The organism is Neoasaia chiangmaiensis, from assembly GCF_002005465.1.
Taxonomy (GTDB): domain Bacteria; phylum Pseudomonadota; class Alphaproteobacteria; order Acetobacterales; family Acetobacteraceae; genus Neoasaia; species Neoasaia chiangmaiensis.
In genome coordinates this window covers 973,888-993,411 of record NZ_CP014691.1, presented here as the reverse complement: position 1 = coordinate 993,411, position 19,524 = coordinate 973,888, and the positions used below count along the sequence as shown (strand labels likewise).

Here is a 19,524-nt window from a genome sequence, read left to right as displayed (position 1 = left end):
AGTCGCATCGGTCTATCTATGGTGCGCGGCCATTCGCGCTTTCGGGAAAGGAGGCGTCTGGTTGAATTTGCCGCATTTCGGATTTGAGCCCGCATGATTTCTGCCCTGCGTCACGTGTTTGTCGATTCCTGGCTTGGGCGCATCCTGGCCTTTCTGATCTTCCTGGCGTTCATTGGCTGGGGCGTCGGCGATATCTTCACCAATCTGGGTGGAACGAACGCGGATACGGTGGCCCGTATCGGCAAGCGGCGCATCACGGCGGACGACCTGTCGCGCGGTATCCGCTCGGAACTGCCGCAGATGGCGCAGCAGATGGGCGTTAGCGATCCGTCGCAGATTCCGCAGGCCGAGCGGGCGCAGGTGGCGCGCGAGGTGTTGCAGCGCCTGGTGACGCAGCAGGAAGTTCTGCTGGCAGCCGATCGGAACGGCATGCATGTGCCGGACGCGCTTGTACGCGACGAGGTGTTCGGGATGCCGTATTTCCATGGCGCGAACGGGCAGTTCGACCGGAAGGTTTTCGACCAGCGCATGGCGCAGGCGGGACTGACGGAACGGCGTGTTCTGGACATGGTGCGTGACGACATCACCGTGCGCGGTCTGCTGGATGGTATGGGCGACACCGTCCGTGTGCCGTCGACCATCCTGCACCGTCTGCTGGATTTCGATGCCGCGCAGCATGTGCTGGATGTGGTACGCGTCAATGCAGGAGCGATGGCGGCGCCGCCGGCCCCGACGGATGCGCAGTTGCATCGTTATTATGACAATCATCCGTGGGAATTCCGCACGGCGGCGTATCGCCATGCCAAGGTCGTGGTGTTGTCGACCGAGACCGTTGCGCGTTCCATCGATATTCCGGATGCCGATCTCAAGCGGCTCTACGATTTTCAGTCCCAGCGTTACCATGTGCCCGAGACGCGCAGCCTCGAGGTGTTGACGTTCCAGGATCAGGCCAAGGCGCAGCAGGCGGTGCAGGACTGGAAGAGCGGCGCAAGCTGGGACGCGGTGCAGAAGGACAATCACGATGCGGCGGCGGTCTCCCTGCCGGATACGCGTCAGTCCGACGTGCCGAATCCGGAGCTGGCGAAGGCGTCCTTCGGCGCGGCGCAGGGTGAGATCCAGGGACCGCTGAAAACGGAGACGGGCTGGGTCGTTTTCCGCGTGATCGACATCAAGGCACCGCATAATGTCGACTTTGCGCAGGCGAAGGACGCTCTCCGCGAGGAAGTGGCGAAGGCGCAGGCTCCGCAGGTGCTTTCCGCCCGGATGGCGCGTTTTCAGGATGCCGTGGCAGGCAGTGCGGATCTCGAGCATGTTCCGGCGGATATCGGCGCGGTCCCGGCACAGGGCTCGCTGGATGCGCAGGGCATGACGAAGGAGGGCGAGCCCGCGCCGTTGCCGGGCGATGCGGCATTGCGGCAGGCGATTGTGGCGCGGATTTTCTCGCAGCCGCAGAATGCGAAGCCAAGCATCGTGCAGGGTCCGAAAGGCAGCGCGTTCGCGGTGCTGGTGGACCAGGTGGAGCCGGGCGCCGTCAAGCCGTTCGATTCGGTGCACGATCAGGTTGCGTCCGCCTGGACCGACGCGGCGCGTCGTCATGCGGCGGATGTTCAGGCAGCGGGACTTTTCAACAAGGCGAAGCAATCGGGTGGCGTGGCCAGGGCGGTGGCCAACACGCCGGACGCCGCCATGCTGCAATCCGGTGTTTCCTTCTCGCGCGTTCGTCCGGCGGCCATTCCGCAGGAACTGGCGCAGTTGGCGCTCGGCACCCCTGTCGGTCAGTCCGCGATGCTGAATGTGGATGACGATTATTATGTTGTGACCGTGACGGGCGTGCGTGCGCCGGATGCGGCGACGACGAAGGAACTGACGGACCGGCTGGAGCCTCAGCTTCGCCAGTCGATGCAGAACGATATCCCGATGACGTTCGTGCGTGGACTGGAGCAGCGCGTGAAGCCGGTGCCGAACATGGGGCTCCTGCAACGCGTGATCGATTCGACTGGCGCGGGCGCCGCGCCATGACCGATGCGCCCGCCGTCGTCCATGTCACCGAGGCAGCGGATCTGCTGACGCCGGTCGGCGCCTATATGTGCCTGTCGACGCTGGTGACGACGGTGGATGACGCGCGGCCCTATCGGCTTCTGTTCGAGAGTGTGGAGGGTGGTGCCGCACGTGGCCGGTATTCGGTCATCGCGATGTTGCCGGACATGGTCTGGCAATGCCGGGATGGGCAAGTGTCGATCGACCATGCGCCCGGCAGGGAAAGTTCGCATTTCGAGCCCGTTGCAACGCCGCCGCTGGAATCTCTCCGGCAGTTGCATCGTGAAAGCCAGATGACATTGCCGACCGGACTGCCGCCGATGATCGGCGGCATTTTCGGTTACCTGGGCTATGACATGGTGCGGCAGATGGAACATCTGCCGAATGCGCCGCGGGATGATGCAGGGCTGCCAGAAGGCGTGATGATCCGCCCCAGCCTGTTTGCCGTTTTCGACTCGGTTCGGGACGAGTTGGTGCTGGCCGTGCCACTGCGGCGGGGCGGCATGGATCGTGCGCAGGCCGAGGCCCTGATTGCGCGCGCGCGGGCGGCGCTGGCTTCGGCGCCGGTCGATGAGGTGGCGCATGTTCCGGACGGTTTCGAACTGGCGGCGCCGACCTCCACCATGACGCCCGCTGCATTCGAGGCGGTCGTGCGCCGGGCACAGGACTATATCGCGGCGGGTGACGCATTCCAGATCGTGCCGAGCCAGCGGTTCGACACGCCGTTCCCGTTGTCGTCCCTGACGCTTTATCGGTCGTTGCGGCGAATCAATCCCGCGCCGTTCCTTTTTCTGGTCGAGATGGACGGGTTTTCGCTCGTCGGGTCGTCGCCGGAAATCCTGGTGCGGCTGCGCGATGGGCAGGTGACGGTGCGACCGCTGGCGGGAACGCGTCCGCGCGGCGCCACGGCGGCCGAGGATGTGGCGCTGGAGGCCGATCTTCTGGCCGACCCGAAGGAGCGCGCCGAACATCTGATGCTGATCGATCTGGGGCGCAACGATGTGGGGCGGGTGGCCGAACTGGGATCGGTGCGGGTGCCGGACAGTTTCGTGATCGAGCGCTACAGTCACGTCATGCATATATCCTCCACCGTCGAAGGGCGTGTGCGGCCGGAATGCGATGCGGTGGATGCATTGGCGGCGGCGTTCCCGGCGGGGACGCTCAGCGGCGCACCGAAGATTCGGGCGATGGAGATCATCGACGAGCTGGAGCCCACACGACGCGGGCCGTATGCCGGCTGCATCGGTTATTTCGGTGCGAATGGCGACATGGATACGTGCATCGGGCTGCGGATGGCCGTGCTGCGGGATGGCCGGATGTTCGTGCAGGCGGGTTGCGGTGTCGTGGCGGACAGCGTGCCCGCGGCTGAGGAGGCGGAAACGCGCCAGAAGGCGCGGGCCCTGTTTCGGGCTGCCGAAGTGGCTGTGGAACAGGCAAAAACGCAGCGTCGTGTGTAACGGCGTTTGACCTTGCGAGATTCCAGCGCCATCTTGTGGCCATGATTCTGCTGATCGACAACTACGACAGCTTCACGTTCAATCTCGTGCATCACTTCGGCACGCTGGGCGTGCAGTGCGATGTGCGTCGGAACGATGCGCTGACCGTGGACGCGGCGATGGCGCTGAAGCCTTCAGCCATCGTGATTTCGCCGGGACCATGTTCGCCGAACGAGGCCGGCATTTGCTGCGAACTGATTGAACGCGCCGCGCCGCATGTGCCGGTTCTGGGCGTGTGCCTGGGGCATCAGGCGATTGGTCAGGTCTTCGGGGCGAAGGTTGTGCGGGCACCGATGCCGATGCATGGCAAGGTCGATGCCATGGCGCATGACGGGACCGGCGTTTTTCGTGGATTGCCCGATCCGTTCGAGGCGACGCGATATCACAGCCTCACGCTTGATCCGGCTTCCATTCCGGCAACGCTCCTCGTGAATGCGCGCAGTTCGGACGGCGTGATACAAGGGGTGCGGCATCGAGACTGGCCTGTGCACGGTGTGCAGTTTCATCCGGAAAGCATCGCATCGGTTCGGGGCCGCGATCTTCTGGCGAATTTTTTGGACATTGCACGGATTCCGCGTGCGGCATTGGCGGCCTGACGCCATGGAGGAAGGCGACCTTCGTGTGCTGATGCGCGATCTGGCGGGTGGCGGGATCCTGTCGGAAGATCGTACGGAGGCCTTGTTCTCGGCCATCATGACCGGCGCGCTCGGTGGCGTGCCGCTGGCGTCCATCCTGACGGCGATGAGTGTGCGCGGTGAGACGGAAGCCGAGTTGCGCGGGGCGGTGAGGGCCGTGCGTTCTCACATGCTGCCGCTGGCTGGAGGCGATCCGGACGCCGTCGATGTCTGCGGCACGGGTGGCGACGGGCTCGGAACGCTGAATATCTCCACGGCCGTCGCATTCGTTCTGGCCGGCATGGGCGTGCCGGTCGCCAAGCACGGCAACCGGGCGCTATCGTCACGGGCCGGCGCGACGGACGTGCTGTCGGCGCTAGGCATTGTGCCGGATGAGGATTTCGAACGTCAGGCGTATCGCCTGCGCGAGGATGGCCTGATCTTCATGGCCGCGCCGCTTCATCACCCGGCCATGCGGCATGCGGGTGAGGTGCGACGGGCGCTTGGTTTCCGGACGCTGTTCAATCTCATAGGGCCGCTTGCCAATCCGGCAGGCGTGCGACGCCAGATGGTGGGTGTCTTCGACGCGCGTTGGATGGATCCCGTGGCGCGTGCATTGGGTGGTCTTGGCAGCACGTGCGTCTGGGTCGTCCATGGTGACACGGATATGGGTGGAAGCGACGAACTGACGCTCGCGGGGCCGGGACGGATCAGTGCCTGGGAAGGTGGCGATCTGCGTCATCTGGCGGTATCCGCCGATATGGCCGGGCTCGCGTCCCGACCGATCGCGGCCATTGCGGGGGGGGATGCGGCGCATAATGCCCGGATGCTCCGTGACCTGCTGGCCGGCGCGACAGGGGCCTATCGCGATACGGTCCTGCTGAATGCGGCCGTGGCCCTGCATGTGGCGGGGCGCGCGAATATTGTTGTGGACAATGCTATTGCACCGGACCGCCTTCAGGCCAACGTGATGCAGGCCGCGGATGCGATCGATAGTGGCGCGGCCCTGTCGGCCCTTGAGAGGGCGACGCGTTCACTGACGGATATCGATCGTTCGGTGCCGGTTTCTTCTTTTACGATGCAGCAATCAGGAAGCTTATGACTGAAACGCCGTCCCAGCCGACCGTCGTGGACGCGAGCGATGCGTTTCCCGACGATCAAGTTCCGGGTTCCGTCACCGACAAGCGCGTGAGCGTGCCTCTGCATCCGCAGGAGATGCCGGATGTTCTGGCCCGCATCTGTGCGCGTACCCGGGTTGATGTCGAGCAACGTTCCCAGATCATGCCGCTGAAGGAAATCACGGCGCGTGCGCGCGAGGTGGACACGCCGACGCGCGGTTTCGGAGATGCCCTGAAGCAGATGACGGCGGATCGGCAGGTAGGGCTGATCGCGGAGATCAAGAAAGCCTCGCCATCGGCTGGCATCCTGCGCGCGAATTACGACCCGGTGTCGATTGCGCTGGCCTATCAGGCGGCAGGGGCGATCTGCCTGTCGGTGCTGACGGAAGGCTCATGCTTTCATGGCAGCATCGAGGATATCAAGACCGTGCGCGAGCACTGCTCGTTGCCGATCCTGCGGAAGGATTTCATTCTTGAGCCATGGCAGGTTCATGAAAGCCGGCTGATCGGCGCGGATGCGATCCTGATTATCATGTCGGCCCTGACGGATGGAGAAGCTGCCGAACTGGTGGCCCTGGCACGTGGCCTGGACATGGATGTTCTGTGCGAAGTGCATGACGAGGCGGAGCTGAACCGCGCACTGGCGCTGGATGTGTTTCTGATCGGCATCAACAACCGCAATCTCCGTACCTTGAAAACCGACATTCAGACGACGATCGATCTGGCGCCGCTCGTGCCGCCGGACCGGATCGTCGTGTCCGAAAGCGGCATCCGGACCCAGGACGATATTCACCGGGTAGGCGCCGTCGGCGCCAGCGGCGTCCTGGTGGGCGAGAGCCTTCTGCGGGAGGACGACCCCGGCGCGGCGGCGCGGCGTCTGCTCGGTTTTCTCTAAAACGTTCCCGGCGCACACGTTTCCGGGAGTGGACAGCATCGGCCCGATGCGCGAAACACCAGCCTGAATTTTGATACGATAGACTGATGCGATGTGCTTGCGCATGTCGCGACCGGGAGAAAGTGAACGCATGTCCGGGACGCAACCTCAGGACGCGGCTGCGCCGCCATCCGATCATAACGGTCCGACGCTGCCATTGAGCGTGACCCAGAAGGCATTCCGCGACATGCTGCTGTTGCGCCGGTTCGAGGAAAAGGCGGGGCAGCTTTACGGGATGGGGCTGATCGGTGGGTTCTGCCATCTGTATATCGGGCAGGAAGCCGTGATTGTCGGCATGGGACTGGCGATGAAGCCCGGCGACAAGATCATCACGTCCTACCGCGATCATGCGCACATGCTGACGATGGGCATGACGCCGCGCGGCGTTATGGCGGAACTGACGGGGCGCTCGGGCGGCTATTCGCACGGCAAGGGCGGCTCGATGCACATGTTCTCCCGCGAGAAGAATTTCTATGGCGGCCACGGCATCGTCGGGGCGCAGGTGGCGCTGGGGACCGGACTGGCCTTCGCCAACAAATACCGTGGTACGGATGAAGTCGGCGTGGCCTATTTCGGCGAGGGCGCATCGCAGCAGGGGCAGGTTTACGAGAGCTTCAATCTGGCGGCGCTGCACAAATTGCCGTGTATCTACGTGATCGAGAACAACCGCTACGGCATGGGCACGAGCATCGACCGCGCCTCGGCGGCGAAGGATCTGTCGAAGCTGGGCGCGCCATGGGGCATTCCCGGACGAAAGGTCGATGGCATGGATCTGTTTGCCGTCCATGAAGCGGCGCAGGAGGCCGTGGCGCATTGCCGGGTCGGCAACGGGCCGTATCTTCTGGAAATGGAAACCTACCGCTATCGCGGTCACTCGATGTCCGACCCCGCGAAATATCGCGACCGTTCGGAGGTTGAGGAAATGCGCCGCACGCGCGATCCGATCGAGACGTTACGAGGGCTGCTGGCCTGCGAAGGCGTGACGGACGAGGCTTTCAAAGAGATCGAAAAGGACGTCAAGAATATCGTGAACGACGCCGCTGAATTCGCGCAGACCAGTCCGGAGCCGGATGCGTCCGAACTGTGGACCGACGTGCTGGTGGAGGGCTGAGGTCGATGGCTGCACCAATCCTGATGCCGGCACTTTCCCCGACCATGACGGAAGGCACGCTGGCGCGCTGGACGCGCAAGGCGGGTGACAAGGTTCAGTCCGGGGATGTCATCGCCGAAATCGAGACTGACAAGGCGACGATGGAAGTCGAGGCGGTGGACGCCGGCGTTCTGGCGCGCCTTCTGGTCGAAGAAGGCACGGAGAACGTTGCCGTCAACACGCCGATCGCGATCCTTCTTGAGGAAGGCGAGGATGACAGTGCGGCGGACGCCGTCGCCAGCGCCCCGCGTGAGACACCTGCGGTGACGACGGCCGTGCAGACGCCGGAAGCGCCGGCCGTGCAGACCGCCACGGCATTGCCGGTTGCGGAGGCGGAGCGCGACTGGGGTGAGACGGCGCCGATCACGGTGCGTGAGGCGCTGCGCGATGCGATGGCGGCCGAGTTGCGCCGGGATCAGGATGTCTTCCTGATTGGCGAGGAAGTGGCGCAGTATCAGGGCGCCTACAAGATCAGCCAGGGTCTGCTGGAGGAGTTCGGCGACAAGCGCGTGATCGACACGCCGATCACCGAGCATGGTTTCACGGGCATGGCGGTTGGCGCGGCGTTGACGGGGCTGAAGCCGATCGTCGAGTTCATGACGATGAACTTCGCGATGCAGGCTATCGATCACATCATCAATTCCGCCGCCAAGACGCTTTACATGTCGGGTGGCCAGATGGGCTGCCCGATCGTGTTTCGCGGCCCGAACGGGGCGGCGGCGCGTGTCGGCGCGCAGCATTCGCAGTGCTATGCGAGCTGGTATGCGCATGTCCCGGGGCTGAAAGTCGTCGCGCCGTGGTCCTCGGCGGATGCCAAGGGGCTGCTTCGGGCGGCGATCCGCGACCCGAACCCGGTGATCGTTCTGGAGAACGAGATTCTCTACGGGCAGAAATTTCCATGCCCGGTGGATGAGGAGTTCATCCTGCCGATCGGGAAGGCGAAGATCGAGCGCGAGGGCAGGGACGTCACGCTGGTGGCATTCTCCATCATGGTGGGCGTTGCGCTTGAGGCCGCCGCCAGGCTGGCGGAAGAGGGGATCGAGGCGGAGGTCATCAACCTTCGTTCGCTGCGTCCGCTCGACACCGAGACCATCGTGGCGAGCGCGAAGAAGACGAGCCGGATCGTCTCGGTCGAGGAAGGCTGGCCGGTGGCGGGCATCGGTGCGGAAATCTGCGCCATCGCCTGCGAACAGGCTTTCGACGATCTGGACGCACCGCCTGCGCGTGTCTGCGGGTTGGATATCCCGCTGCCTTACGCCGCCAATCTGGAAAAACTGGCCCTGCCGAAGCCCGACTGGGTGGTGGACGCGGTCCGCAAGCTGTTCTGAGGTCCGCTAAATGGCTACCGATATTCTCATGCCGGCATTGTCGCCGACCATGACCGAAGGCACGCTGGCGCGCTGGCTCAAGCGCGAGGGCGACAGGATCGCCGCGGGCGATCTGATTGCCGAAATCGAGACCGACAAGGCGACGATGGAAGTCGAGGCGGTCGATGAGGGCATTCTGGGCCGCATCGTGGTGCCGGAGGGTACTGAGGGCGTCGCGGTGAACGCGCCGATTGCCATTCTGGTGGAAGAAGGCGAGGCCGTGCCGGATGCGCCGGTCGGTCAGGCAAAAGCGCCGGCCGCGACGGCAGAGATTGCTGCCCCTTCCGCGCCACAGGCGACGCAGAAGGACACGCCGGTCGTGCAGACGGGCAAGCGTATTGTCGCGTCGCCATTGGCCCGGCGTATTGCCCGGCAAGCGGGCGTCGCGCTTGAGAATGTGAAGGGCACGGGACCGCGTGGGCGCGTTGTGCGCCGCGATGTCGAAAAGGCGATGGCCGCGCCGACTCCGACCCCGGCGCCCAAGCCGGCGGCACCGACGGCGGCCCCGGTCGCGGATGTTGCGGACGATGTGACGCGCGTGCCGAACTCTTCCATGCGCAAGGTGATCGCGCGGCGGCTGAGCGAATCCAAGCAGAACGTGCCGCATTTCTATGTCTCGATGGACGTGGAACTGGATGCGCTTCTGGCGTTGCGAGCCCAGTTGAATGCGGCCTCGCCTGCCGAGGGTGAGGGGCAGTTCAAGCTGTCGGTCAACGACATGCTGATTAAGGCGGCCGCGCTGGCCTTGCGTCAGGTGCCGGGAGTCAACGTCAGTTTCACCGAGAGCGAAACGCTGCATTATCGCGATATCGACATCTCGATGGCGGTCTCCATTCCGGACGGGCTAATCACGCCGATCGTGCGGCAGGCGGACAGGAAGTCCCTGCGCGAGATCAGCGCGACGGCCAAGGATCTGATCAAGCGCGCCCGGGCCGGCAAGCTGAAGCCCGAGGAGTTCCAGGGCGGCAGTTTCTCGATCTCGAACATGGGCATGTTCGGCGTTAAGGAATTCGCGGCGATCATCAATCCGCCACAGGCGGGTATCCTGGCGATTGCGGCGGGTGAAAAGCGTGCCGTGGTCCGCGGCAACGAGCTGGCCATTGCAACGGTGATGACGGCAACGCTTTCGGTCGATCATCGCGCGGTCGATGGTGCGCTCGGGGCGGAATGGCTCAATGCCTTCCGCGATATCGTTCAAAATCCTTACCGCCTGGTGGTCTGAACCCATGGAACAATTCGATCTGATCATCGTCGGGGGCGGCCCGGGCGGTTATGTGGCGGCCTTGCGCGCGGCGCAGCTGAAGATGAATGTCGCGGTCGTGGAGAGCACGCATCTGGGCGGCATCTGTCTGAACTGGGGTTGCATTCCGACCAAGGCGTTGCTGCGCGCTTCCGAAATCAATCACATGTTGCACGATCTTGGCACCTTCGGTTTCGCCGCGGACAATGTCCGTTTCGATCTGGAGAAGGTCGTCGGGCGCTCGCGTGCGGTGTCGCGGCAGCTGTCGCGTGGCGTTGCGCATTTGCTGAAGCGGGCGAAGGTCAAGGTCTTCGACGGTCGTGCCCGGCTGGCGGGCAGGCAGGGTGACGTGCACACGCTCGACGTGACGAAGGACGGCAAGGCGGTGGCGACCGTCGGCGCGAAGCATGTCATTCTCGCGACCGGCGCGCGGGCGCGTTATTTCCCCGGGCTGGAGCCGGATGGTGAGCTGGTCTGGACCTACCGCGAGGCGATGGTGCCGAAGGAAATGCCGAAGCGCCTGCTGGTCGTGGGCTCCGGTGCGATCGGCGTGGAGTTTGCGTCCTTCTACCGCAACATGGGTGCGGAGGTGACGATTGCCGAGGTCGCCGACCGGATCATGATCGCCGAGGATGCTGAAATCAGTGCCATGGCGCGCAAGGCTTTCGAGAAACAGGGCATCAAGATCCTGACCGGCGCGAAGGTCGGGCCGCTGGACAAGAAGGACGGTACGGTTTCGACGATCATCGAGACGCCCGAGGGCAGGACGGAGCTGACCGTCGACAAGGTGATTCTCGCGGTCGGGATCGTCGGCAATGTCGAGGATATCGGACTTGAGGGCACAAAGGTTCAGGTAGACCGGACGCATATCGTGGTGGACGAATTCGCCCGGACCGGCGAACCGGGGCTGTATGCCATCGGCGATGTCGCAGGTGCGCCATGGCTGGCGCACAAGGCGAGCCACGAGGGCATCATCTGCGTCGAGAAGATTGCCGGGCGCGATCCGCATCCGCTGCATCCGCTCAATATTCCGGGCTGCACCTATAGTCGGCCGCAGGTCGCCTCTGTTGGGCTGACGGAGGAAAAGGCCGTGGCGACGGGCCGCAAGCTGCGGATCGGGCGTTTCCCGTTCGTCGGCAATGGCAAGGCGCTGGCCATGGGCGAGCCGGACGGCATGACCAAGACGATCTTCGACGACGAAACGGGTGAGTTGCTGGGCGCGCATATGATTGGCGCCGAGGTGACGGAGATGATTCAGGGCTACGTGATCGCGCGCACCGCCGAGCTGACGGAAGCGGAATTGAAGGAGACGGTTTTCCCGCATCCGACGATTTCGGAGACGATGCACGAATCCGTGCTGGCAGCCTGGGGTGAGGCGCTCCATATCTGACGTCATGCAGCGGATTTCCATCGATCATCGCACGAAGCCGGCGCTCCGGCACCCGGAGAAGGCCGGTCGGCCTGATAATCCCATCCAGCGCAAGCCGGACTGGATTCGGGTGCGTGCCCCGAACAGTCCTGTTTATCAGGAAACGCGCGCATTGATGCGCGACCACAAGCTGGTGACGGTTTGTGAGGAAGCGGCCTGTCCGAATATCGGGGAATGCTGGTCGCAGCGTCATGCCACCATGATGATCATGGGTGAGATCTGTACGCGGGCCTGCGCTTTCTGCAATGTGACGACCGGCATGCCGAATGCGCTGGATGCGGACGAGCCCGCGCGGGTGGCGGATGCGGTGGCGAAGCTGGGGTTGCGGCATGTTGTCATCACATCCGTGGATCGGGACGATCTGGCGGATGGTGGAGCGGCGCATTTTGCCGCGACGATCGCGGCGGTCCGGGTGGCTTCTCCCGCGACGACGATCGAGATCCTGACCCCCGATTTCCTGCGCAAGCCGGGTGCGCTGGAGATTGTGGTGGCGGCGCGGCCGGATGTTTTCAATCACAATATCGAGACTGTGCCGCGGCTTTATCCGTCCATCCGCCCGGGTGCCCGGTACTATCAGTCGGTCCGGTTGCTGGATGACGTCAAACGTCTGGATCCCGCCATTTTTACGAAATCCGGCTTGATGCTAGGTCTCGGCGAGGAAAAAATGGAGGTCGCGCAGGTCATGGACGATTTCCGCATTGCCGACGTGGACTTTCTGACGTTGGGGCAATATCTGCAGCCGACGCCGAAGCACGCGGCAATTGCGCGCTTCGTCACGCCCGACGAGTTCGCCGACTATGCGGCAGTCGCGCGAGCCAAGGGGTTTCTTCAGGTGAGTGCGACACCGCTGACGCGCTCGTCCTATCATGCCGATTCCGACTTTGCGGCGCTGCGTGCAGCGCGGGAGCGTCGGCTTGGCCTTCTTACGGCGGAGACTGTCTGATGCCCACGCATGCCGAGCAGCGATTGATTGCCTACACGCCCGAGCAGCTTTTCGATCTGGTTGCGGACGTTGGCAAATATCCGCAATTTCTTCCCTGGTGCGTGCGTGCTGTTGTCAAATCGCAGACCGAGCAGGAGCTTGTCGCGGACCTGACGGTGGGTTTCGGTCCTTTCCGCGAGACGTTCACCAGTCGTGTCTCGCTTGAGCGTCCGTCGCGTATCCGTGTCCGTTACGAAAAGGGGCCTTTTCGTTATCTGAACAACGTCTGGACTTTCACGCCCGATCCGCGCGGCTGCCTTGTCGATTTCTTCGTCGACTTCGAATTCCGTTCGCGTCTGTTGCAGAATGCCATCGGGGTCGTGTTCAACGAGGGTGTACGGCTGATGGTCTCGGCTTTCATCAAGCGTGCGCGCGACAGCTACGGGCCTTCGCCGACCGCGCCGACGCGTCCCAAGGCAGTGCGGCCTTCGTAACCTTTCGATCTGAAAATTTTCAGGGGTGGCGAAACCGTGTTCGGGTCAACACGTTTCGGTCTCGTCTCTTAAGGATATGTCATTGATGCGGTCGCATGGCCTCGCATCGGTGACTGAGTGAAAAGGAAACGAGATGAAGAAATTCTCGATCGGCGCCGCAGCAGTTGCAGGCCTGGTTTCGTTGACGGCGCCGGCGATGGCGGCAACGCATCATCATCATGCAAAGCATGGCAAGAACGCTGCCAGCATGCATCAGAAGTCCGACGAAGGCTCTGCTTCGACCGCTGACCTGAATGCGCGTAGCCTGCAGCAGGCGCAGACGCCGGTCTCTTCCGGAACGGCGCCGATGGCGGCTCCGATGGCTTCGCCCACGGCCCCGACAGCGGCTCCCATGGCGCCGAACGCCATGGCCCCGAATGCTCCGGCTCCCGGCGCGATGCCGTCCTCGACGATGCCGGCGAATGCGCCGCAGCCGCCGCAGGGGCAGTAAATTCGTCACGGAGGCAGGCTTCGGCCTGTTTCTGATACGACAAGGACCCGTCCGGGCAGATGTTGCCGGGGCGTAGGCAAGAAAGCGGCCTTCCTGCGTGGAGGGCCGTTTTTTTATGATGCGCTCAGTAATTCCAGCGCGCGGCGGACAGTCGCGGTGCGAATGGCGGCACGGTCGCCGGGGAAATGTTGGGTTTCAACAGTCGGGGCGGCATCGCCCGATTGGATGGCGAGACAGACCGTACCGACCGGCTTGTTATCTGTCCCGCCGTCGGGACCGGCGATGCCCGTGACGGCGACGGCGATCTTGGCGTCGCTGGCGGCAGTCAGGGCGCCCATCGCCATTTCAATGGCGGTCGCTTCGCTGACGGCGCCTTCGGTTGCCAATGTATGAGCCGCCACGCCGAGCGCCGATTCTTTCAGGGCGTTGGAGTAGGTGACGAACCCGCCGGCAACGACATCGGACGAACCGGCCATATGTGTCAGCGCGGCAGCGATGAGGCCGCCTGTGCAACTTTCGGCGGTGACGACCCGCACGCCCTTCGCGCGCAGGGTCGCGACGGTCTTGGCGGCCAGCGCCAGGGTTTGCTCATCCAGCATGTTTTTCCTCCTGCCAGCGATAGATTGCCATGCTTTCCTCGATCCTCTGGATATAGGAGCGCGTTTCCTCGTAAGGCAGCTTTTCGATCCAGTCGATCAGGTCGTCCTGCGTGAGCGTCGCCGGTAGCGGATCGGCCTGCAGCCAGAGATCCGCGCGGTGCGGGCCGGCGTTGTAGGCCGCCAGTGCCTCGGGGACGATATTGCCGTAACGGGAGAGCAACTGGCTGAGATAGGCACGGCCCAGTGTCATGTTGGTCTGCGGGTCGCGCAGGCCCTGAGCGCTGGTGTCCAGGCCGGTCAGTCCCGCGCGGCGGGCCACGTCGCGGGCGGTGCCGGCCTGGAACTGCATCAGGCCGATCGCCTGTGCCGGGCTGACGGCATGCGGGTCGAAGCTGCTTTCCTGGCGCGCGACGCCAAGCGCGAGGCCGGGTGGCAATGTGTCATCCGGTTGTTTTTCATCCAGCGCAGGCAGGCGCGGCCAGCCTTGGGGAAACAGGGGGACGCCCTGTCGTCCGGCAGCGCGCGCGGCGAAAACGGCGGGTTCGAGAATGCCCAGTCGGGCGGATAGCGTTGCCAGCGTGGCCTGACCGGCGGGGTCGCTGATTTCGGCATGGAGCATCATCAGGAAGATGCGGGCGTGGTCGATGTCACCGATCCCGGCGAGCCATTCTGCCGCCTGCACGAGGTCAGGACGCGGCAGCGCACCGGGATCGGGCTCCCGGAGTGCCGCGAGATTGGTCCCCAGATCGGGAATGGCAGGGTCGCCGGGCAGCAATGTCGCATGATGGTCGTGCAGGGCGGCAAGGGCGAGTTGCCCATAGAAGGTGGTCGGCATCGTCCCCGCGAGTACGTAAGCCTTGCGGGCGGTATCGGCGTGGCCGAGGGCATCATGCGCGCGGCCGAGCCAATAGGCACCGCGACTGCGCGTGATCAGGCTGCGATCCTGTAGCAGGTAGGTGAAGTCCGGCACGGCGCCGGCGGGATCGTGCAGATAGCGCAGCTTGATCCAGCCGGTCAGGAACTGCGCCTCCAGCCGCTCGCGCGAGCCGGGTGGTCGTGTGCGGTCGTCCGCGAGAAACAGGGCATCCTGCGGCGACCCGGCGAGGAGCAGGTTGCGGGCCAGCGCCGCGCGTTCGTTGGACCAGGTCGTGGAAGGCGATGCCTGTTGGGCGGCAGTTCCGGCGGCTTTCCAGAGGGCCAGCGCGTCGCCCAGCCGATCGGCGCGGCGCAGGGCATGGAGTTCGGCCTGGATGAGGTCGGGATCGGCGCGGTCGGCGGCGGAGAGGCTGCCGAGCGTCTGGTCAGCGTCCGCCGCTGTCAGGCGATAGGCCAGCCGCGCGCGCGCCAGCGGCTGGCGATCGACCGCGAGGCGTGCGATCTGGCGTCTGGCCGCTGTGTATTGGCGCCCCTGTTCCTGTCGCTCGAAACGACGCCATTGGTCGATGGGCGTGATCGCATGGCCGAACGCTGCGAGGAACGGGTTTTCGTCCTCCGGCCGGTCGATCCCGCCGATCCATAATGCGCGGGCGCGTGCATCGGTGTTCGAAAGATAAGGCGCGCAGTGCTGGAAGGCGAGCGGTGATGTCAGCGGCAGGAGCGGGCAGAGTCGGGCAAGGTCGTTGGTGTCGCCGATCGTGGCGAGTTGCTTCTGATAGCGTGCCAGCATCAGGCCGCGCTCGGGCCAGTGCGGGCCCTGGGAGAGAAAATCCGCATAATCCTGGGCCGAGGCGGTGGCGCCGGGGGCGACAAGGGTCAGCCATGTCTCCACGCGCGCGCGGATGGCATCGTCTACGGCGGGCGTCTGCGCGGGCGCGAGCTGGAGAGACGGCTGGCTGCCCTGGCTTGTGGAAGCGGGCGGGGGGTCGGCGCGGCTGGTGCAGTCCGTCAGCAGCAACGCAGCCAGCATCGTGGAGGTCAGGATAAATCGGAAACTCGGTTTATGCGCGGGCATGATGCCAGACCTCCAGTCCGCCATGGTAAATCAGCCGTACGGCGACGAAGGCGACGACGGCAAGCCCGAGCCAGGCGATCCAGCGGTAACGTTCGAGGAGGCGCGCAATGAACGTGGCGGCGACACCCATCATCAGGACGGAAATCGCCAGTCCTGCCATCAGCACATAAGGATGGCCGATCGACGCGCCTGCGACCGCGAGGACGTTGTCCAGGCTCATCGACAGATCGGCCAGCGTCAGCCGGAAGATCGACTTCCACAGGGTTGTGGTGGCTTCGCCGCCGCCCGGTTGATGATGACGACGGAGTTCCTCGAACATCTTCCAGCAGACCCAGGTCAGAAGCAGGCCGCCGACCAGTGTCAGGCCGATGACGGACAGCAGTCTGGAGGCCAGCATGGCAAGCCCGATCCGAATGACCGCGGCCATGATCGTGCCGACGAGAATGGCGATGCGTTGCTGACGGGCCGGCAGCCCGCGCACGGCCATGCCGATGACGATCGCATTGTCACCAGCCAGCGTGATGTCGATGACGATGACTTGCACCAGAGCCGAGAGAGCATGCCAGGAGAGGTCGATGGGCAAGTCGGGTTCCTTGATACGATTCGGGAAATGGGACGCTAAAGAAGCTGCGTTTCGGCTGCAAACCGGCTTCTAGCATGCAATGCGCTGTGTTCGCACCGCAGTGAATGTTCTATGAGGCGTGCGGAAATCGTCTTCGAAGCCTTTCAAGGAGCCGCCCGAATGGTCCCGCGCTATAGCCGTCCCGTCATGACCGCGATCTGGTCCCCCGCCAACCGCTATCGCATCTGGTTCGAGATCGAGGCGCTGGCGTGCGAGGCGATGGCGGAATACGGGGCTGTGCCGAAGGAAGCGGCCGAGACCATCCGTGCGCGCGGCGATGCCGCGCTGGCCGCGTTCTCCGATGCCGATCTGGCGCGTATCGACGAGATCGAGGCCGAGACGCGCCATGACGTCATCGCGTTCCTGACCTGGCTGGCGGAGAAAGTGGGGCCGGACAGCCGTTTCGTGCATCTGGGCATGACGTCTTCGGATGTGCTGGATACCTGCCTATCCGTGCAATTGACGCAGGCGACCGACCTACTGCTGGAAGATCTCGACGCCGTTCTGGAATCGTTGAAGACGCAGGCGCTCAAGCACAAGATGACGGTCACGATCGGCCGCAGCCATGGCATCCATGCCGAGCCGACGAGCTTCGGGCTCAAGATGGCCGGTCATTACGCCGAGTTCGCGCGCAATCGCGAGCGGCTGCTGGCCGCGCGGAAGGAGATTGCCGTCTGTGCGATCTCCGGCGCGGTCGGTACCTATGCGCATGTCGATCCCCGGGTTGAGGAATATGTTGCGGACAAGCTGGGGCTGGCGGCGGAGGATGTCTCCACGCAGGTGATCCCGCGCGATCGGCATGCGGCTTTCTTCTGCACGCTGGGTGTGATCGCCAGCGGGATCGAGCGTCTCGCGACGGAAGTGCGGCACTTGCAGCGTTCGGAAGTGCGTGAGGCGGAGGAGTTCTTCCATCCGGGCCAGAAGGGCAGTTCCGCGATGCCGCACAAGCGCAATCCGGTGCTCTCGGAAAACCTGACGGGTCTGGCGCGGCTGATCCGCTCGCATGTCATTCCCGCACTGGAAAACGTGGCGCTCTGGCATGAGCGCGACATCAGCCATTCTTCCGTCGAGCGGAACATTGGTCCGGACGCGACGGTCGGGCTGGACTTCGCGCTGATGCGGCTGGCCGGGATGATGGAGAAGCTCGTCGTGTATCCGGAGCGGATGATGGCCAACGTTGAATCGCTCGGCGGCGTCGTGCATTCGGGCGAGGTGCTGCTGGCACTGGCCCGTGCCGGAATCTCGCGCGAGGACGCGTATCGGATCGTGCAGCGCAATGCGATGGCGACCTGGACGAAGCTCGGGGAGGCCGATGGTCTCAGCTTCCGTGAGAATCTCGGTCGCGATCCGGAAGTCGTCGGCCGGATCGATGCGGCGGTTCTGGACGATGCGATGGACAGCGCGCGGCATCTGGCGGCGGTCGATCGGGTCTATGACAAGGTTTTCGGCACGGCGTCGTAACGCGAATTCGTTCCGACCCTACGCGGTCGTGATCGAAGCATGACGGGGCATTAATGTTAAGGAGGGGCCACTGATGTCTGAGGAGGCCCCTTCATGCCCGGAACTGAACGCGAGCGTGGTCGCGCGCTAACGAACTTTATCGCCATTATCGCCGCGACGGGTGGCCTGCTGTTCGGCTATGACACGGGAATCATCTCGGCAGCACTGCTTCAGCTGACGAAAGAATTTCATCTGACGACGTTCAGCGCGCAGATCGTCACCGGTGCGATTATCGCCGGCGCGCTGATCGGCTGCATCACCGCGGCCCCGTTGTCGGACCGGATGGGCCGCCGGCGCACTGTCATGGTCGCGGCGGTGCTGTTCCTGATCGGCACGGTTGTCGTCACCTTCGCGCATGCCATCTGGATGTTGATCGCCGCACGCCTGGTACTGGGGCTGGCGATCGGCGCGGCGTCTCAGATCGTGCCGATCTATATTGCCGAGATTTCGCCGCCGGAGCGGCGTGGAACACTGGTCGTGGCGTTCCAGCTTGCGGTCGTGCTGGGCATCACCGTCTCGTTTTTCACGGGTTATCTGCTGCGGCATAGCACGTGGCGCCTGATGTTCGGCCTCGGCATGATTCCGGCGACGATCCTGCTGATCGGGATGATCTTCCTGCCGAACAGCCCGCGCTGGATGGCGATGACGGGGCAGATCGAGGGCGCGCGCGATGTCCTGCGTCGCGTACGCGCGACCGACGAGAAAGCCGATGCGGAGTTGCAGGATATCATCGATGCGCATGACGAGCAGGCGCCCTTGCGCGATCTGCTCAAGCCCTGGGTGCGCCCGGCGGTTGTCGCGTCGGTCGGTATCGCACTGCTTTGCCAGCTGACGGGCATCAATGCGGTTCTGTATTACGCGCCGACGATTTTCGCCGGCGCGGGTTTCGGCGAATCCTCCGCGCTGCTGACGTCGGTCGCGATTGGTATCGCCATGACGATCGCTACCGTTTTCGGCGGTTGGGCGGTCGACGTCTGGGGGCGGCGGAAGCTGATGCTGCGCCTGCTGCCGGGCGCGGTCATCTCGCTGATCGTACTGGGGGCGATGTTCCTGATCGGTGCCAAGCAGGGGCCGGGCGCATGGGTCATGGTGGCGGCGATCGTCGGTTATACGATGTTCAACACCGGCAGCCTTTCGGTGGCGATCTGGCTGGTGGGTGCCGAAGTCTATCCCCTGTCGATGCGCGGCAGTGGCATGAGCCTGGTGGCGGCATCGCATTGGGGGGCGGACCTTATCATCTCCCTGACGACGCTGAGTCTGGTTCAGGCGCTGGGCGCGGGTGGAACGTTCTTCCTGTTCGCGGTCATCAATGCCCTCGCGCTGCTGTTCGTGTTCCGTTATGTGCCGGAAACGCGAGGGCGTTCGCTCGAAGCACTGGAAGCAAGCCTGCGGGACGGCACTTTCGCCCCGGCGGCGCGCAAATCGGCCGAGGTCGCCGCGGAATAATATCGCGGGCGCGTCGTTATCGTGACGAAATCCGGTTTGCAGGGCGGCAAACCGGATCGAAGGGTATGCCCCCCGGCTGCGCGCTGCTATACGCTGCGAAAACGCGTTCTGTTTC

17 protein-coding genes are annotated in these 19,524 nt (G+C 64.2%); 14 read left to right on the top strand and 3 right to left on the bottom strand.

Annotation, left to right across the window (positions count from 1 at the left end):
- The first annotated feature begins 93 nt into the window (after positions 1–93).
- From A0U93_RS04725 to A0U93_RS04670, 12 genes are all read left to right on the top strand, one after another.
- Positions 94–2,019, top strand: coding sequence for a peptidylprolyl isomerase (locus A0U93_RS04725; protein WP_077806324.1), 1,926 nt, complete (start codon positions 94–96; stop codon positions 2,017–2,019).
- Entirely contained in the window at positions 2,016–3,494 is a 1,479-nt protein-coding gene (gene trpE, locus A0U93_RS04720) for an anthranilate synthase component I (RefSeq protein ID WP_077806323.1), read from the top strand. Before A0U93_RS04725 ends, trpE begins: the two co-directional genes overlap by 4 nt.
- 41 nt (positions 3,495–3,535) lie before the next feature.
- Positions 3,536–4,129, top strand: coding sequence for an anthranilate synthase component II (locus A0U93_RS04715; protein ID WP_077806322.1), 594 nt, complete (start codon positions 3,536–3,538; stop codon positions 4,127–4,129).
- 4 nt (positions 4,130–4,133) lie between these two features.
- Positions 4,134–5,249, top strand: coding sequence for an anthranilate phosphoribosyltransferase (trpD, locus tag A0U93_RS04710; RefSeq protein ID WP_077806321.1), 1,116 nt, complete (start codon positions 4,134–4,136; stop codon positions 5,247–5,249).
- Positions 5,246–6,160: an indole-3-glycerol phosphate synthase TrpC gene (gene trpC / locus A0U93_RS04705; protein WP_077806320.1), complete on the top strand. Its 915-nt coding sequence runs from the start codon at positions 5,246–5,248 to the stop codon at positions 6,158–6,160. Before trpD ends, trpC begins: the two co-directional genes overlap by 4 nt.
- Before the next feature lie 130 nt (positions 6,161–6,290).
- Positions 6,291–7,310, top strand: a complete 1,020-nt coding sequence (gene pdhA / locus A0U93_RS04700; protein WP_077806319.1) for a pyruvate dehydrogenase (acetyl-transferring) E1 component subunit alpha — start codon at positions 6,291–6,293, stop codon at positions 7,308–7,310.
- 5 nt (positions 7,311–7,315) lie between these two features.
- Complete coding sequence (locus tag A0U93_RS04695; protein WP_077806318.1) at positions 7,316–8,677, top strand: pyruvate dehydrogenase complex E1 component subunit beta; 1,362 nt, start codon at positions 7,316–7,318, stop codon at positions 8,675–8,677.
- Positions 8,678–8,687: 10 nt separating this feature from the next.
- Entirely contained in the window at positions 8,688–9,938 is a 1,251-nt protein-coding gene (locus tag A0U93_RS04690) for a pyruvate dehydrogenase complex dihydrolipoamide acetyltransferase (protein ID WP_077806317.1), read from the top strand.
- 4 nt (positions 9,939–9,942) lie between these two features.
- Positions 9,943–11,346, top strand: coding sequence for a dihydrolipoyl dehydrogenase (gene lpdA / locus A0U93_RS04685; protein ID WP_077806316.1), 1,404 nt, complete (start codon positions 9,943–9,945; stop codon positions 11,344–11,346).
- A gap of 4 nt (positions 11,347–11,350) precedes the next feature.
- The gene (lipA, locus tag A0U93_RS04680; protein WP_077806315.1) at positions 11,351–12,328 is read left to right on the top strand and encodes a lipoyl synthase; all 978 of its coding nucleotides are present in this window, start codon (positions 11,351–11,353) and stop codon (positions 12,326–12,328) included.
- Positions 12,328–12,801, top strand: coding sequence for a type II toxin-antitoxin system RatA family toxin (locus A0U93_RS04675; protein WP_077806314.1), 474 nt, complete (start codon positions 12,328–12,330; stop codon positions 12,799–12,801). The genes lipA and A0U93_RS04675 overlap by 1 nt, the downstream gene beginning before the upstream one ends.
- Positions 12,802–12,934: 133 nt before the next feature.
- Complete coding sequence (locus tag A0U93_RS04670; protein WP_077806313.1) at positions 12,935–13,291, top strand: hypothetical protein; 357 nt, start codon at positions 12,935–12,937, stop codon at positions 13,289–13,291.
- A 113-nt stretch (positions 13,292–13,404) separates the two neighbouring features.
- On the opposite strand, the gene A0U93_RS04665 is transcribed toward A0U93_RS04670, so the two are convergent.
- The 3 genes from A0U93_RS04665 to A0U93_RS04655 are packed head-to-tail and all read right to left on the bottom strand — an operon-like array spanning position 13,405 to position 16,424.
- Entirely contained in the window at positions 13,405–13,890 is a 486-nt protein-coding gene (locus tag A0U93_RS04665) for a CinA family protein (protein WP_077806312.1), read from the bottom strand.
- Positions 13,880–15,841 (bottom strand): lytic transglycosylase domain-containing protein, encoded by a 1,962-nt coding sequence (locus A0U93_RS04660; protein ID WP_245825103.1) that lies wholly within the window; start codon positions 15,839–15,841, stop codon positions 13,880–13,882. The genes A0U93_RS04665 and A0U93_RS04660 overlap by 11 nt, the downstream gene beginning before the upstream one ends.
- On the bottom strand, positions 15,828–16,424 hold the full coding sequence (locus tag A0U93_RS04655; RefSeq protein WP_077806311.1) for a YjbE family putative metal transport protein: 597 nt from the start codon (positions 16,422–16,424) through the stop codon (positions 15,828–15,830). Before A0U93_RS04655 ends, A0U93_RS04660 begins: the two co-directional genes overlap by 14 nt.
- A 159-nt stretch (positions 16,425–16,583) precedes the next feature.
- Between A0U93_RS04655 and purB the strand changes: the two genes are divergently transcribed.
- Complete coding sequence (gene purB / locus A0U93_RS04650; protein WP_077806310.1) at positions 16,584–17,924, top strand: adenylosuccinate lyase; 1,341 nt, start codon at positions 16,584–16,586, stop codon at positions 17,922–17,924.
- A 93-nt stretch (positions 17,925–18,017) separates the two neighbouring features.
- A complete protein-coding gene (locus A0U93_RS04645) occupies positions 18,018–19,409 on the top strand; it encodes a sugar porter family MFS transporter (protein ID WP_077806309.1) in 1,392 nt (463 codons plus the stop codon).
- The last annotated feature ends 115 nt before the right edge of the window (positions 19,410–19,524 follow it).